Raw genomic sequence first — 12,950 nt, forward strand, 5'->3', positions numbered from 1 at the left:
CGTCCCGCTGCCCCTCCTCGTCGCTGCCGTCAACGCGTGACTGTGGCCGTCGGCCGTTACACGCTGGGATCCACGTTCCACGCCGCAGGCAGATCGCTGCCGCAGAAGACGCAGAGGAAGTCGTCCTCGCGCACGATGTTGTGTTCCTGGCAGTCGGGGCACCGCCGGAACACCACCTCGTGGGTGAAGCCGGCGGGCCGCCCGAGGTCTACGTCGTCGAGAGCACGGGCGACTTCCGACCAGGAACTGATGTCCGGGCAGTACCCGGTGGACTGGTTGCTGACCTCACTCACGGCCCACCGGTCCGCCTCGCGCATGAAGCTGATCTCGCCGGCGCTCAGCACCATGTCTCCGCCTGCACAGGCCACGTGCTCGCTTCGACGCGGTGCCAGTCGAAGCACGCCGTCCATACCGACCACGTAGGTGAACGGTTCGGCCAGCTCCGCCGCCGATCGGCCCGCGATCCACCTGCTGAAGTCGGCCGCCGAGCTGATCCGGCACCCGTTGCTGCCAGGACGGACCGTACTCTTCAGCTCGGCAGGTCCGACATACCTGTAACTCCGCCCCGGCGTCACCACGTCAGCCAACCTAGAGCACTTCCCGCACACGCCCCGGCGCCGGAACGCGACCGGTTGCCGATCCGCGGAACCGCCCCGCGTACGAGGCGGCGTCCGTCCGGCGATCGCCGGGCGTCAGCTCGTACCGGGTGGTGTGCTCTCGGCTGCGTCGAGTTGGTGGTCCGCCCAGATGTAGCTTTCGGGAAGCAGGTCGCTGACGGGTACCGCCCGTAGGCCGTCGCCCGTCGCGACGATGACCTCCAGGGCCGGGAAGTAGTCGAGGAGGACCTGGCGGCAGCGGCCGCACGGGGGTACGACGCCTCGGTCGCGGTCACCCACGGCGACGACGGCGTCCAGTTCGTAGACGCCCTGAGCGGCGGCGGCGCCGATCAGGACCAGCTCCGCGCAAGGGCCTCCGGTGAAGTGGTAGGCGTTCACCGCTGTGACGATCCGGCCGTCCCGGGCGCGGGCCGCGGCCGCCATGGTGTGGTTGTCGCCCCGGCAACGTGTGGCCGCGACGTGCGCCGCTGCCTGGATCAGCTCGTGGTCGACATGGTGGGGTTGTACGGTCATCTTGTCTGCCTCCATACGGTTTCGGGTGACGTCGGCGCCGACGACCGGGACCGCGTCGGATCATCGCCGAGAACGTCAAGGGCAGCCACTTCCGGGACGGCGGTGATGCCGTGAAACCCAGGGGCAGGGGATGCGCACGCCGGCTGACAACCGCTCAGAACCGCACCGTCACGGCGCGCCCGTACGACAGCGCGGACCGGGTGTCGACCGCGAACTCCACCTGTGACCAGTGCGGCCGTACCACCACGGCAGGCAGGAGCGCCGCGTTGACAGGTCGGCCGGATGGAGCGTGCGGTGGGCGACGTATCGGTGCACTACGCGGAGTACGGCGCGGGAAGGCCGGTCCTGGTGCTGCACGGAGCGGGGGTCGACCACCGCGAGGCCGTGGCCTGCTTCGAGCCGGCTCTGGGCGCGCGCGACGGCTACCGGCGCATCTGTCCTGACCTTCCCGGAACGGGGCGCACGCCGGCACCTGCGTCACTGCGAAGCGCCGACGACGTCCTCGACGTGCTGCTCGGCTTCGTCGATGAGGTCTCAGGGGCGGACGACGTCCTTGTCGTCGGCCACTCGGCCGGTGCCTACTACGCTCAAGGGATCGCGGCCCGACGGCCCGGCCGGGTCTCCGGGCTGGCCCTCGTGTGTCCCCTGCTCACAGGGGCCCGTGACATCCCGGAGCATCACGCGGTGGTCACGGCCGACGGCTTGGGCAGTGAGGAGTTCCGCCGCTGCTTCGTGGTCCATTCGCCGGTGATGCTCGACCGCTACGAGCGGTTCGTCGCCCCGGCGGTTCCCCTTGTCGACCAGGCCGCCATGGAGCGGATCGGCGAGCGATGGGAACTCGGGGCGACCGAGGGGCCCGCCTACCAGGGGCCGACACTCGTCGTGGCCGGCAGGCAGGACTCCGTCGTCGGGTACGTGGCGGCCGCGGACCTGCTCGACCACTACCCGCGAGCCACCCTGGCAGTGCTGGACGGCTCCGGTCACGCGCTTCCGCACGAGCAGCCGAGTGTCCTGGCCGGACTGATCGACGACTGGTTGGCCAGGGCGTCCCTGCCGGCCGACTGCGCGTGAGTGCCATACCCCCAGCGCTGCCCCGCGACGCGTCGCGACCGCCCTTCGCCGCATTGAAGTCGGCCGGCCCGTGTTTCGATGGCTACGGCCGCGGCGCCGGGGCGTTCGTGGCCTCGACGGCTTCGACCAGCGAGGCCAGCTCCGGGTTCTTCGCCGCCTCGTCGAGCGCCTCCCGCAGGGCCGCGTCGTTGGTCGGGCGGGCCTGTGCGAGGAGCGCCAGGCCGGAGTCGGTGACGTCGGTGTAGATGCCGCGGCGGTCGGTGGGGCACAGGTACCGGGACAGCAGGCCCCGGTCCTCCAGTCGGGAGACCAGGCGGGTGGTGGCGCTCTGGCTGAGCACGACCGCGTCGGCGACCTGCTTCATCTGCAGGTGTCCGCCCTCGCCGTCGTGCTGACGGCTGAGCACGTCGAGGAGTGAGTACTCGCGGACGCTGAGGTCGTGCCCGGTTTGGAGAGCGCGCTCGATACGTGTCTCGATCTTGCCGTGCAGGAGGGAGAGCGCGCCCCATCCGCTGGCGAGGGCGGTGAGGGCGGGGTCTGCGGCGGTCATCGGTCCGTATCTCCTTCCGGGGGACAGGTTCCAGGATAGGCGCGGAAAAAATTACCGGCCAGGGCTGATAGCGGGCGGGTGCAAGTATCGCCTTGCCGTCGCGCCCGGTCCCGCAAGGGCTGTCGCCTGCACTTGGGCGCGGGACGCAGCTCGTGAGCCCCCCCGAGGCCCCAGTCGTACCGGGCGAGGACTAACCGCGCTTGCGCTTATAGCGCGTATGCAACTATTGTCTGAGCGTCTAAAGATCTCGCTCAAGCAACTGTTGGAAGGCCGAGCCCATGCCTCTCGCACTCCTAGCCCTGGCCATCGGCGCCTTCGGAATCGGCACCACCGAATTCGTGATCATGGGGCTGCTGCCCGACATCGCCGCCACCTACGGTGTCTCCATCCCCACGGCGGGCCTGCTGGTCACCGGCTACGCGCTCGGCGTCGTCATCGGCGCGCCGCTGCTGACGGTGCTCGGCAACAAGGTGAGCCGCAAGCGGATGCTCATGCTGCTGATGGGCCTGTTCGTGCTCGGCAACATACTGTCCGCCCTCGCCCCGAGCTTCGGCATGATGCTGGCCGGTCGTGTGATCACCTCGCTCGCCCACGGCTCGTTCTTCGGCCTCGGGTCCGTCGTCGCCGCAGACCTCGTCGCCCCGGACAAGAAGGCCGGCGCCATCGCCACCATGTTCACCGGTCTGACGGTCGCCAACATCGTGGGCGTGCCGCTGGGCACCTTCGTCGGGCAGGCGGTCGGCTGGCGCACCACCTTCGCCGTCGTCGCCGTGCTCGGCGTGATCGGACTGCTCGGCATCGTCAAACTCGTACCCGCGACGCCCCGCCCCGAGGGCGCCCACCTGCGCCGGGAACTCACCGCCTTCCGCAACCCGCAGGTACTGCTCGCCATGGCGATGACCGTGCTCGGCTTCGGCGGTGTCTTCGCCGCGATCACCTACATCGCGCCGATGATGACCCATGTCGCCGGCTACTCCGACGGCTCCGTCACCTGGCTCCTGGTCCTCTTCGGCATCGGCATGTTCCTCGGCAACCTGCTGGGCGGCCGGTTCGCCGACCGGGCCCTGATGCCCATGCTGTACGTCACGCTCGGCGGGCTCGCGGTCGTGCTGGCGCTGTTCACGGTGTTCGCGCACGACAAGATCCTTGCCGCGCTCGCCGTCCTGCTCATCGGCGCGCTCGGCTTCGCCACCGTGCCGCCGCTGCAGAAGCGGGTGCTCGACCAGGCGCACGGCGCCCCGACGCTGGCCTCCGCCGTCAACATCGGCGCCTTCAACCTGGGCAACGCGCTGGCCGCCTGGCTCGGTGGACTCGTGATCGCCGCGGGCTACGGCTACACGTCCCCGAACTGGGTCGGCGCCGTCCTCGCCGCCGCCGCGCTGGGCCTGGCCCTGTGGTCCGCGGCCCTGGAGCGCCGTGCCCCCGCGGCCGACCCGGCCGCCGCCGACGTCCCGGCCCGTACCCCCGTACACCACTGACCCCCTGACCTTCCTCCCCTTCCATCGCCGCACCTCACCAAGGAGAAGCGCCATGAGCACCACCGTCCCTGTCACCGTCACCCCGCTGACGACCGCCGATGCCGAGATCCTGATCACCGCCGCCCGCCGTGCCGCCGAAGCGGCAGGGGTCGCCGTCAGCGTCACCGTCCTGGACGCCGGTGGCCACCTGCTCGCCTTCCGCCGCGACGACCGGGCGGTGCTGATCTCCGGCGAGACCAGCACCCGCAAGGCGTACACGGCGCTGCAGCTCGACGCCCCGACCGCCGGTCTGGTCGATCTGGTCAAGCCCGACGGGCCCTTCCACTCCCTGCCGACCGCGCTCGACCGGCCGCTGCTGTTCATCGCCGGCGGCATCCCCGTCCACCGCGACGGCCGGCTCGTCGGCGCCATCGGCGTCGGCGGAGGAGCGCCCGAGCAGGACCACGCCTTCGCCACCGCCGCACTCGAGGAGCTCGGCCGATGACCCGCACCCCGCAGGAGGTCTTCGCCGACCACGGCACCCGCCTCGGCACCGGTGACCTCGACCTGATCAGCCGCAATTACACCGAGGACGCGGTCTTCGTGACTCCCGACGGCGTGCTCACCGGCCGCCGGGGCGTCCAGGAAGGTATCGGCCGGCTGCTGGCCGACCTGCCCGACGCCGAGTGGCGGCTCACCCCCCGCTTCGCCGGGGACGTCCTGTTCCTGGAGTGGTCCGCGACCGGCGCCACCCACCAGGTCACCGACGGCGTCGACACCTTCGTCTTCCGCGACGGCCTCATCAGCGCCCAGACCGTCCGCTACACCCTCACCCCGCGCAACCCGTGAAGGAAGAACCGCACACCATGGCACCCGCCACCGTCCCCACCGTGACCCTGAACAACGGCGTCGAGATCCCCCAGCTCGGCTTCGGCGTCTTCCAGGTCCCCGACGACGCGACCGCCGCCGCCGTCACCGCCGCCCTCGAAACCGGCTACCGCAGCATCGACACCGCCGCCGTCTACGGCAACGAAGCCGGTGTCGGCCGCGCGCTGGCCGCCTCGGGGCTGCCCCGCGACGAGCTGTTCGTCACCACGAAGCTGTGGAACGCCGACCAGGGGTACGACGCCACCCTCCGCGCCTTCGACGCGAGCCTCGCCAAGCTGGGCCTCGACCACGTGGACCTCTACCTGATCCACTGGCCGGCGCCCGCCCGCGATCTGTACGGGGAATCCTGGCGTGCCCTCGAGCGGCTCGCCGGGGAGGGACGTATCCGCGCGGCCGGCGTCTCCAACTTTCAGTCCGGCCACCTGCTGCGGCTGATGGGCGATTCCACGCTGATCCCGGCCGTCAACCAGATCGAGCTGCACCCCGGCCTGCAGCAGGCCGAGCTGCGCACCTTCCACGCCGAGCACGGAATCGCGACCGAGGCGTGGAGCCCGCTGGCCCAGGGCGCCGTTCTCGACGACCCCTCCATCGGCGACCTGGCCGCCCGCTACGGCAGATCCCCCGCCCAGGTCGTCCTGCGCTGGCACCTCCAGCTGGGCAACATCGTCATCCCCAAGTCGGTGACCCCGGCCCGGATCCGCGAGAACTTCGACGTCTTCGACTTCGCCCTCACGGACGAGGAGATGCGCGCCCTGGCCGCGCTCGACCGAGGCCTCCGCACCGGCCCGCACCCCGACGAGCTCAACTGAGCCGTCGCACCCCCCGTGGGGCTCCGCTCCGGGCAGACATCCCGGAGCGGAGCCCCGTTTGCGTCCGCCGCTTCGGCGTGAAGTGCTGCACGGGCACACGGGGGACGTGCTGCCGCATTTCCCCACGCCGACGGCGCGGACACGCCCAAGAAAAACTCATCGTTTGCAATAGCCCGCGCTTGCAAGTATTGTTCTCACGTGTAAGGCGCTTGTGCATGTGAAGGCGGGCTCGCGCCCGCCCTGCACCGCGACACCCCCACACTCACCAGCAAAGGCACTGCCATGTCGCTCAAGAAGATCCTTCCCGGCCGTCTCGGATTCGGCACCGCCCCGCTCGGCAACATGTTCCGTGCGATCCCCGACGACGAGGCCCGCGCCACCGTCGAAGCGGCCTGGGACCACGGCATCCGCTTCTACGACACCGCCCCGTTCTACGGCGCCGGCCTCGCCGAGACCCGCCTCGGCGAGGTCCTGACGGCCAAGCCCCGCGACTCCTACGTCCTGTCCACCAAGGTCGGCCGGGTCATCCTCGACGAGCACGAGAGCGCCGCCCGCGACCTCGGGGAGAAGGGCGGCCTGTTCGAGCACGGCAACCCGAACAAGATCGTCCACGAATGGACCGCCGAGGCCACCGAGCGCTCCGTCGAGGACAGCCTCAGGCGCCTGGGCACCGACCGCCTCGACATCGTCTGGGTCCACGACATCGCCCAGGACTTCCACGGCGACCTGTGGCTCCAGAAGTTCGAGGAAGCCCGCACCGGCGCCTTCCGCGTCCTGTCCCGGCTGCGCGACGAGGGCGTCATCAAGGCCTGGGGTCTGGGCGTCAACCGCACCGAGCCCATCGAGCTGACCCTCGCCCTCGACGAGCCCCGCCCCGACGGCTTCCTCCTCGCGGGCCGCTACACCCTCCTCGACCACGACCACGCCCTCCAGCGCCTCCTGCCCATGGCCCAGGAGCAGGGCGTCGACATGGTCGTCGGCGGCCCCTACAGCTCCGGCATCCTCGCCGGAGGCACCCACTTCGAGTACCAGCAGGCCCCGGCCGAGATCGTCGAGCGGGTCGGCAGGCTGAAGGCCCTGGCCGAGAAGCACGGCGTGAGCATCAAGGCCGCCGCCCTGCAGTTCTCCCTCGCCCACCCGGCGGCCGCCGCCGTCATCCCCGGCGCCACCCGTCCCAGCCGCATCGCCGAGGACACCGCGGCCCTGGACGAGAGGATCCCGGCCGCGTTCTGGACCGACCTGCGCGCCGCCGATCTGGTCAGCCCCGCCGCCCCGCTTCCCGACAACGCCTGACCCCGCCCCCCGAGCTCCGTTCCCCAGGAAGGAAGACCATGGCCTCCACCTCCGTCTCCCGCGTCGTCCCCGCCTCGCCCCAGCGGGTCTGGGACCTCATCGGCGGCTTCGACGCCCTCCCCGACTGGCTCCCCTACATCCCCGAGAGCGCCGCGCTCGAAGGCGGCCGGGTCCGCCGCCTGACCAACCCGGACGGCGACGTCATCGTCGAGCGTCTGGTCGCCTTCGACGAGGCCGGGCGGCACTACAGCTACGCCATCCTGGAGGCGCCGTTCCCGGTCAAGGGTTACCTCTCCACGCTCCGCGTCCATCCGGTCGCCGGCCGGGACGACGTCGCCGAGGTCCAGTGGTCCGGCCGCTTCACCCCCGACGGCATCACCGACGCCGAGGCCGAGGCCCTGTTCGCGGGCATCTACCGCGACGGCCTCGACGCCCTCCACCGGACACTGTCCGCCTGAATTGGGGTCCCCCGTGCGCCGCCGCCGCGTCGCTGCCCCGGACAGGGCGAGTCCGGGGCGGCGACGCGACCTGCGCCCACCCCCGGCACGGCGCCTGGGCCGGCCAGGAGGGCCCGGCCGGTCCCCTTGTCAGGCCCTGTGCACCGGTTCCTGGAGTTCGGTGACCCACTCGTCCTGGTCGTCGGGGCATTCCAGGTTGATCTCCCGAGGGTAGCCGGCCGAGCGGTAGCCGTTGGCGTCGATCCAGCGGCCGAGAGTCTGGACGGTGGGCAGGATGGTCTCCATCGAGCCCCGGTGCACGACGGTCGCCGCCTGCTCGACGGGCGGCAGGTCCACGATCCGCAGCCCGTCGTCCTCGCCGAGAGGTACGGAGACCTCGACGCCCGCGTGGACGAGGACGCCGCCGTCCGGGGCGTCCTCGTAGTAGGCGACCCCTGGCCCGGACGGAGCGATGCCCGCCTCCGTCAGACGCCGGAACAGCTCGCCGTAGAGCGGCTGGATGACCGGACCGATGGTGTCGAAGTCCGGTGCGATCGCGGTCAGTTCGGCCAGCCGCAGGTTCGGCAGACTCTTCAGTACGACATCGTTGCTGGGCATCTGCCCCTCGCTCTCGATCGAGCGGAGCCTCGCCTCGACCTGGGCCAGCCGGGCCGCCGCGGCCGTCATCGCCGCTTCCAGCTCGGCGTGCCGCAGCCGGAGCATGGCGCGCAGCTCCTCGGTGGTCACCTTCTCGTCCAGGATCGCCCGGACCTGCTGGAGGGTGAAGCCGAGGTCCTTGAGCGCGATGACGCGGTTCAGGCGGGCCAGCTGAGCGGCGATGTAGTAGCGGTAGCCGGTGGCGGGGTCGACGTGGGCCGGGCGCAGCAGGCCGGTCGCGTCGTAGTGACGCAGCATCCGGACCGAGACGCGGCCGTGCCGGGCGAAGTCTCCGATGGTGAACATGATGTCTCCGAGTTGACCGCCTGACACGGTGTGAGGGTCAAGAACCCGGTTTCCGGGTCTCGTACGTCGGCCGGAGGCCCGGTAGTCGCATGGGGGGCGGGCCCGAGTGGGGTGGACGGTCGCTGGAGGCAGGGGTCGGCTACGGAAGGTCCGCGGCACGCCGGTCGTCGACGAGTGCGCGAAAGGTCTCGGCGGGGTCGTCGTCCAGTGGCGGGAGGCTGCCGTTGAGCTGAAGGGTGGCGAAGCCGTGCGCCAGCGACCAGGCGGCCAGTGCGGCACGCTGGACATCGGGGCCGCGCCTGGCGGCAGGGAGGTCCTCGACGCCGGAGCGCAGCGCGCCGGAGGCACGCTCCTTGGCGGCCCCGAGTTGCGGGTCGTCGCCGTGGAGCAGTTGGGGCTGGAACATCACCGCGAAGTGCGCCGGATGGCTCAGGGCGAACTCCACGTACCGCACGCCCATTTCACGCAGCCGGTTCGCGGTGCCGGTCGGCACCGCGGCCAGAGCGGCAGCCAGCAACTCGAAACCCTCCGTGGCGATCGCGGTCAGCAGTCCGGCTCTGTCCTTGAAGTGGTGGGCGGGGGCGGCGTGCGAGACCTCGGCGCGGCGCGCGAGGTCGCGGAGGCTGACCGCGCCGACGCCGTCGCTCGCGATGACCTCGAGCGCGGCGGAGAGGATGGCACGGCGCAGATCCCCGTGGTGGTACGTGCGTGTTACGGCCATGGACGGCAGGCTACTCCATATCTAGTCGCCGACAAGTAGTCATTGACAAGATGGCGGGAGCGGCGCAATCTGGTCGACGTCAAGTTCCTGTGGGATGCGCGACAGCGACAGCGGAGGAAACGACATGACGCACAGCCTGAGCACGGTCCGGCAGATGTGGCAGTTACTGGAGCCGGTGCACGCCACGCTCTACTACGCTCCGGAGGCGTTCGAGGAGGCCGCGGCGCTCGGCTATGCCACCGACGAGCGCTGGCCCGGCTACTTCGCCTACCGTGCCGCGCCCCTGGGTCCGGCCGGCCCGCAGCTGGTGAACCCCCTCTTCTACAGCTTCAGTCCGCAGATGGTGCGGCGCCACACCGCGGCAACCTGGCGGACCGCCGCGCCCGAACGGGTCCTGGAGGCCCGGAGCACAGCAGTGGACCGCGCACTGCGCAGGCTCCTCGGCGACCGGATCGGCTCGCCGGAGCTGCGCGAGGCCGCAGACCTGGCCCGTCGCACCGCCGAGGCCGCGGACACCGCGGGCCGCGCCCTGGCCGCCGCCAACTCCGCGCTGCCCTGGGCCGCAGAGCCGCACATGGTGCTCTGGCAGGCCGCCACGCTCCTGCGCGAGCACCGCGGCGACGGACACATCGCAGCCCTCCAGGTCCACGGCATCGGCCCCGTCGAGTCCCTGGTGTCGCACGCCGCCGTCGGCGCCGCTCCGGCGGAGGTGTTCAGCAGCAGGCAATGGACCGACGAGGAGTGGAGCGCCGCCCGTGAACGCCTCGCCGCCCGCGGCCTGGTGGGAGCCGACGGCGGGGCCACCGACGAGGGGCTCCGGGTCCGGACCGCGGTCGAGAAGCTCACCGACGAACTCGCGGCCGCACCCTGGGACGCGCTCACGCCCGGCGAGACGGCCCGGCTCGCCGAACTGCTCGTGCCGCCGGTGCTGGACATCGTCGGCACGGGACTCCTCCCGCAGCAGAGCACGCTCGGCATCGGCCTGAAGTTCGACTACGAGTGACTGGCGATGCGGGCGACATCCCGCGGGTGCCGGGTGCCGGGTGCCGGGATCCGGCCTCGGCGGAGGACCTGGAACAGGTCGGGACCGACGCGCCGGCCGGCTTCGCGCCTGCCGGGGCGGCGGCGGGTCGACGGACGGCGGGACGCGCGGGACGTCGGGGGCCGAGGGTCCGGTCGAGGCGGACCCTCACGACCCCCTCACGGGACGGCCGCCTGAATCCATGGCCCTGGGTTCACGACGAACTCGGAGGAAAAACGCCTGTCCGCGTCCCGAACCGTGCGAGATCATGCCGGGCATGGTGGAGCGTGAGTTCGCGATCCGGGTGGCCCAAGAAGATCTGGACCGCAAGTTCTCGGGACGGCTGGTGGTGACCGAGGTCGAGGAGCACGAACTCGTCTGGATCGTCCACTACCAGACCGCGGAGTACCTGCGCACGGGCGACCCGGGCCAGGTCCTGGGCGGCAACGGCCCCTACCTGGTGGATCGCCTCGATGGGAGTCTGCACGAGATCGGGCCGGTCGCCGCTGTGAGCGGAGAGTGGGAGCTGGACTACCGGACCCGCATCAGGAAGACGGCCACCCGGACCGCGGTGGACGACCTGCACGAGGAGATCCGCCGGGCGGCGGCGGCCCACGGGCGGATCATCGCCATGCACATACTGCGACAGCAGGTCCCGACGCTGACCCACGCGCAGGTCATCGAATACGTCACCGCCCTGCAGGTCGGCACCGCACCGGGGCACCTGGTGGACATCGCCACCGGCATCCTCGCGCCGCCCCTCGATCCTGTCCTCAGGGTCCACACCATCCGCGGTGCGGGCACCACCCGGAATCCGGAGTAGAGCGACGAAGACGGACCCGCGTCCGGCCACGGTCGTGCCGCCCGGGCTGACAGCCTGCTGCCGGGGTACCGGGACGGGGGAGGACACGCCTTCGGGGTGGCCACTCGGCTTCCTCTGCTGCGGCATCGTTGAGCGGTGCACTCCACCGTGAAGTCCTGGAGGAAGGGAAGCGATGACCAGTACGCACGACAACGCGCAGCCGGACCGGTCGGCCCAGGAGGCGGAGCGGACCCGCCTCAAGGATCGATACCTGCGGCCGAAGGGGCAGCGGCCCGCCCCGTCCGCTCGAGGCCTGCACCATACCGCCCTGATCAGCGGCGATGTCGAGCGGACGATCCGCTTCTACCAGGAAGTGCTGGAGTTCCCGCTCACCGAGCTGATCGAGAACCGTGACTACCCCGGTTCGTCGCACTTCTTCTTCGACATCGGCAACGGCAACCTGCTCGCCTTCTTCGACTTCCCCGGGCTCGACGTGGGACCGTACGCCGAGGTGCTGGGCGGCCTGCACCACGTGGCGATCTCGGTCGATCCGGACCGCTGGCGTCACCTGTGCGACAACCTCACCCGGGCCGGCGTCGACCACGCGGTGCACAGCGAGGTGTCGGTGTACTTCCGGGACCCCGATGGCGCCCGCATCGAACTCATCGCCGATCCACTCGGTGAGATGTACGGCAACAAGGTGCTGTGATCCGCGGGGCAGGACACCCGTCGCCCGCACCGTGAAGGTTGCCTGCTTGTCCGGGTGGCCGCCCGCCAATATGGTTGAAGAATGAAATAGTGGGCGCGAGAGTCGGTCTCCCGAGGACGTGAGGGCCGGAAGCATGGCAGAACCGGTGAGCTTCAGCACGCTGAACCTTCCCGAGGCCCAGCGTGTCGCTCTGTGGGAGCAGCACAACGCCGCAGCGCTGATCGGTCTGCGGTGCCGCTCCCTGGGGGAAGTGCCGCTGGAGGCCACGGAGATCAATCTGCAGCTGCCCCGGATCCATGTCGCGCGGGTCGTCGGGAGCCCGCACATCGTGGAGCGCCCTTCGGCGGTGATCCGACGCGCGCCGTCCGAGGCGATGGCCTGTTATCTGAACCTGGCGGACGAGGCGTTCTTCTATCACGACGACGGGGTCCGACTGCTCCGCTCGGGACAGCTGATCGTCTGTGACGCCGACCGGCCCTTCGTCCGGGGCTTCTCCAGGGGGCTGGAGGAGCTGGCGGTCAAGATCCCCCGTTCGGTGTGGCAGGACATCGGGGGACCGGCGACGCTGGACCGGCCCCTCGTCCTCGACGTGAACGACGGCTCTGTCCAGGCGAAGACGTTCGCACGACTGGCCGGTCAGGCCCTGCGTCCCGGGGCCGCCGGCGCCGTCGACGAGAACACCCTGCTCGAACTGCTCGGCAGTGTCGTGACCGGCCGCCTGCCCGCGCTCGCCTCGGTCCACCTGGCGGTCGCCAAGGTGTACATCGACCGGCATCTGGGGGAGGCCGGCCTGTCCGCGCGGAGCATCGCCCGTGGCGTGGGCATCAGCGAGCGGCATCTGTCACGGGTGTTCTCCGCGAGCGGTTCGAGCGTGCCCCGGCACCTGCTCGGCCGCCGGCTCGAACTGGCCCACGCCCTGCTGGCCGGGGGAGGGGAGACGACGGTCGCCGAGACCGCGGTCCGCTGCGGATTCGGCTCGGTCACCCACTTCTCCCACCGGTTCAGGGAACGCTACGGCGTGCGGGCGTCGGACGTCCTGCGCCAGGCTCGTACGCGGGCGTGACCGCGGCCCCGCGCAGCGGGCGGGGCCAGGGTCGTC

The 12,950-nt window shown here is 71.0% G+C and carries 16 protein-coding genes; 11 read left to right on the plus strand and 5 right to left on the minus strand.

Annotated elements, in window-relative coordinates; genetic code table 11:
- Window positions 1-56: 56 nt before the first annotated feature.
- Window positions 57-578, minus strand: coding sequence for a hypothetical protein (locus ACWC24_RS22230; RefSeq protein ID WP_450664577.1), 522 nt, complete (start codon window positions 576-578; stop codon window positions 57-59).
- Between the two features lie 114 nt (window positions 579-692).
- Window positions 693-1,130, minus strand: a complete 438-nt coding sequence (locus tag ACWC24_RS22235; protein ID WP_450664578.1) for a cytidine deaminase family protein — start codon at window positions 1,128-1,130, stop codon at window positions 693-695.
- Between the two features lie 294 nt (window positions 1,131-1,424).
- Between ACWC24_RS22235 and ACWC24_RS22240 the strand changes: the two genes are divergently transcribed.
- Window positions 1,425-2,201 carry an alpha/beta fold hydrolase gene (locus ACWC24_RS22240; protein ID WP_450664579.1) on the plus strand — a complete coding sequence of 259 codons (777 nt, stop codon included), beginning with the start codon at window positions 1,425-1,427 and terminating at the stop codon, window positions 2,199-2,201.
- Between the two features lie 82 nt (window positions 2,202-2,283).
- Here the strand turns inward: ACWC24_RS22240 and ACWC24_RS22245 are convergent, their stop codons facing one another.
- Entirely contained in the window at window positions 2,284-2,751 is a 468-nt protein-coding gene (locus tag ACWC24_RS22245; RefSeq protein WP_450664580.1) for a MarR family winged helix-turn-helix transcriptional regulator, read from the minus strand.
- A gap of 278 nt (window positions 2,752-3,029) precedes the next feature.
- On the opposite strand from ACWC24_RS22245, the gene ACWC24_RS22250 reads away from it, so the two are divergent.
- The 6 genes from ACWC24_RS22250 (at window position 3,030) to ACWC24_RS22275 (ending at window position 7,656) form a co-directional block, all read left to right on the plus strand.
- On the plus strand, window positions 3,030-4,229 hold the full coding sequence (locus ACWC24_RS22250; RefSeq protein WP_450664581.1) for an MFS transporter: 1,200 nt from the start codon (window positions 3,030-3,032) through the stop codon (window positions 4,227-4,229).
- Window positions 4,230-4,281: 52 nt separating this feature from the next.
- Window positions 4,282-4,713 carry a GlcG/HbpS family heme-binding protein gene (locus ACWC24_RS22255; protein ID WP_450664582.1) on the plus strand — a complete coding sequence of 144 codons (432 nt, stop codon included), beginning with the start codon at window positions 4,282-4,284 and terminating at the stop codon, window positions 4,711-4,713.
- The gene (locus ACWC24_RS22260) at window positions 4,710-5,057 is read left to right on the plus strand and encodes a nuclear transport factor 2 family protein (RefSeq protein ID WP_450664583.1); all 348 of its coding nucleotides are present in this window, start codon (window positions 4,710-4,712) and stop codon (window positions 5,055-5,057) included. Before ACWC24_RS22255 ends, ACWC24_RS22260 begins: the two co-directional genes overlap by 4 nt.
- A 17-nt stretch (window positions 5,058-5,074) precedes the next feature.
- Entirely contained in the window at window positions 5,075-5,905 is an 831-nt protein-coding gene (locus ACWC24_RS22265) for an aldo/keto reductase (RefSeq protein WP_450664584.1), read from the plus strand.
- A 282-nt stretch (window positions 5,906-6,187) separates the two neighbouring features.
- A complete protein-coding gene (locus ACWC24_RS22270; protein WP_450664585.1) occupies window positions 6,188-7,198 on the plus strand; it encodes an aldo/keto reductase in 1,011 nt (336 codons plus the stop codon).
- 38 nt (window positions 7,199-7,236) lie between these two features.
- The gene (locus tag ACWC24_RS22275; RefSeq protein WP_450664586.1) at window positions 7,237-7,656 is read left to right on the plus strand and encodes an SRPBCC family protein; all 420 of its coding nucleotides are present in this window, start codon (window positions 7,237-7,239) and stop codon (window positions 7,654-7,656) included.
- A 129-nt stretch (window positions 7,657-7,785) separates the two neighbouring features.
- Here ACWC24_RS22275 and ACWC24_RS22280 read toward each other — a convergent pair whose 3' ends face one another.
- Both ACWC24_RS22280 and ACWC24_RS22285 read right to left on the minus strand, forming a co-directional pair.
- On the minus strand, window positions 7,786-8,598 hold the full coding sequence (locus tag ACWC24_RS22280) for a MerR family transcriptional regulator (protein WP_450664587.1): 813 nt from the start codon (window positions 8,596-8,598) through the stop codon (window positions 7,786-7,788).
- A gap of 139 nt (window positions 8,599-8,737) precedes the next feature.
- Entirely contained in the window at window positions 8,738-9,319 is a 582-nt protein-coding gene (locus ACWC24_RS22285) for a TetR/AcrR family transcriptional regulator (protein ID WP_450664588.1), read from the minus strand.
- A 124-nt stretch (window positions 9,320-9,443) separates the two neighbouring features.
- On the opposite strand from ACWC24_RS22285, the gene ACWC24_RS22290 reads away from it, so the two are divergent.
- The 4 genes from ACWC24_RS22290 to ACWC24_RS22305 all read left to right on the plus strand — a co-directional run bounded on the left by ACWC24_RS22290 (window position 9,444) and on the right by ACWC24_RS22305 (window position 12,914).
- Window positions 9,444-10,322: an SCO6745 family protein gene (locus ACWC24_RS22290; RefSeq protein ID WP_450664589.1), complete on the plus strand. Its 879-nt coding sequence runs from the start codon at window positions 9,444-9,446 to the stop codon at window positions 10,320-10,322.
- 295 nt (window positions 10,323-10,617) lie between these two features.
- Window positions 10,618-11,163, plus strand: a complete 546-nt coding sequence (locus ACWC24_RS22295; RefSeq protein WP_450664590.1) for a YrhB domain-containing protein — start codon at window positions 10,618-10,620, stop codon at window positions 11,161-11,163.
- Between the two features lie 172 nt (window positions 11,164-11,335).
- The gene (locus tag ACWC24_RS22300; RefSeq protein WP_450664591.1) at window positions 11,336-11,851 is read left to right on the plus strand and encodes a VOC family protein; all 516 of its coding nucleotides are present in this window, start codon (window positions 11,336-11,338) and stop codon (window positions 11,849-11,851) included.
- Between the two features lie 133 nt (window positions 11,852-11,984).
- The gene (locus ACWC24_RS22305) at window positions 11,985-12,914 is read left to right on the plus strand and encodes a helix-turn-helix domain-containing protein (protein ID WP_450664592.1); all 930 of its coding nucleotides are present in this window, start codon (window positions 11,985-11,987) and stop codon (window positions 12,912-12,914) included.
- Window positions 12,915-12,950: the final 36 nt, after the last annotated feature.

Source organism: Streptomyces sp. NPDC001443 (assembly GCF_053597355.1).

Bases quoted from the DNA above. Each gene is read 5' to 3' on its own strand.
- ACWC24_RS22235 (WP_450664578.1), bottom strand. From the start codon at position 1,130: ATGACCGTACAACCCCACCATGTCGACCACGAGCTGATCCAGGCAGCG.
- ACWC24_RS22245 (WP_450664580.1), bottom strand. From the start codon at position 2,751: ATGACCGCCGCAGACCCCGCCCTCACCGCCCTCGCCAGCGGATGGGGC.
- ACWC24_RS22250 (WP_450664581.1), top strand. From the start codon at position 3,030: ATGCCTCTCGCACTCCTAGCCCTGGCCATCGGCGCCTTCGGAATCGGC.
- ACWC24_RS22255 (WP_450664582.1), top strand. From the start codon at position 4,282: ATGAGCACCACCGTCCCTGTCACCGTCACCCCGCTGACGACCGCCGAT.
- ACWC24_RS22260 (WP_450664583.1), top strand. From the start codon at position 4,710: ATGACCCGCACCCCGCAGGAGGTCTTCGCCGACCACGGCACCCGCCTC.
- ACWC24_RS22265 (WP_450664584.1), top strand. From the start codon at position 5,075: ATGGCACCCGCCACCGTCCCCACCGTGACCCTGAACAACGGCGTCGAG.
- ACWC24_RS22270 (WP_450664585.1), top strand. From the start codon at position 6,188: ATGTCGCTCAAGAAGATCCTTCCCGGCCGTCTCGGATTCGGCACCGCC.
- ACWC24_RS22275 (WP_450664586.1), top strand. From the start codon at position 7,237: ATGGCCTCCACCTCCGTCTCCCGCGTCGTCCCCGCCTCGCCCCAGCGG.
- ACWC24_RS22280 (WP_450664587.1), bottom strand. From the start codon at position 8,598: ATGTTCACCATCGGAGACTTCGCCCGGCACGGCCGCGTCTCGGTCCGG.
- ACWC24_RS22285 (WP_450664588.1), bottom strand. From the start codon at position 9,319: ATGGCCGTAACACGCACGTACCACCACGGGGATCTGCGCCGTGCCATC.
- ACWC24_RS22290 (WP_450664589.1), top strand. From the start codon at position 9,444: ATGACGCACAGCCTGAGCACGGTCCGGCAGATGTGGCAGTTACTGGAG.
- ACWC24_RS22295 (WP_450664590.1), top strand. From the start codon at position 10,618: ATGGTGGAGCGTGAGTTCGCGATCCGGGTGGCCCAAGAAGATCTGGAC.
- ACWC24_RS22300 (WP_450664591.1), top strand. From the start codon at position 11,336: ATGACCAGTACGCACGACAACGCGCAGCCGGACCGGTCGGCCCAGGAG.
- ACWC24_RS22305 (WP_450664592.1), top strand. From the start codon at position 11,985: ATGGCAGAACCGGTGAGCTTCAGCACGCTGAACCTTCCCGAGGCCCAG.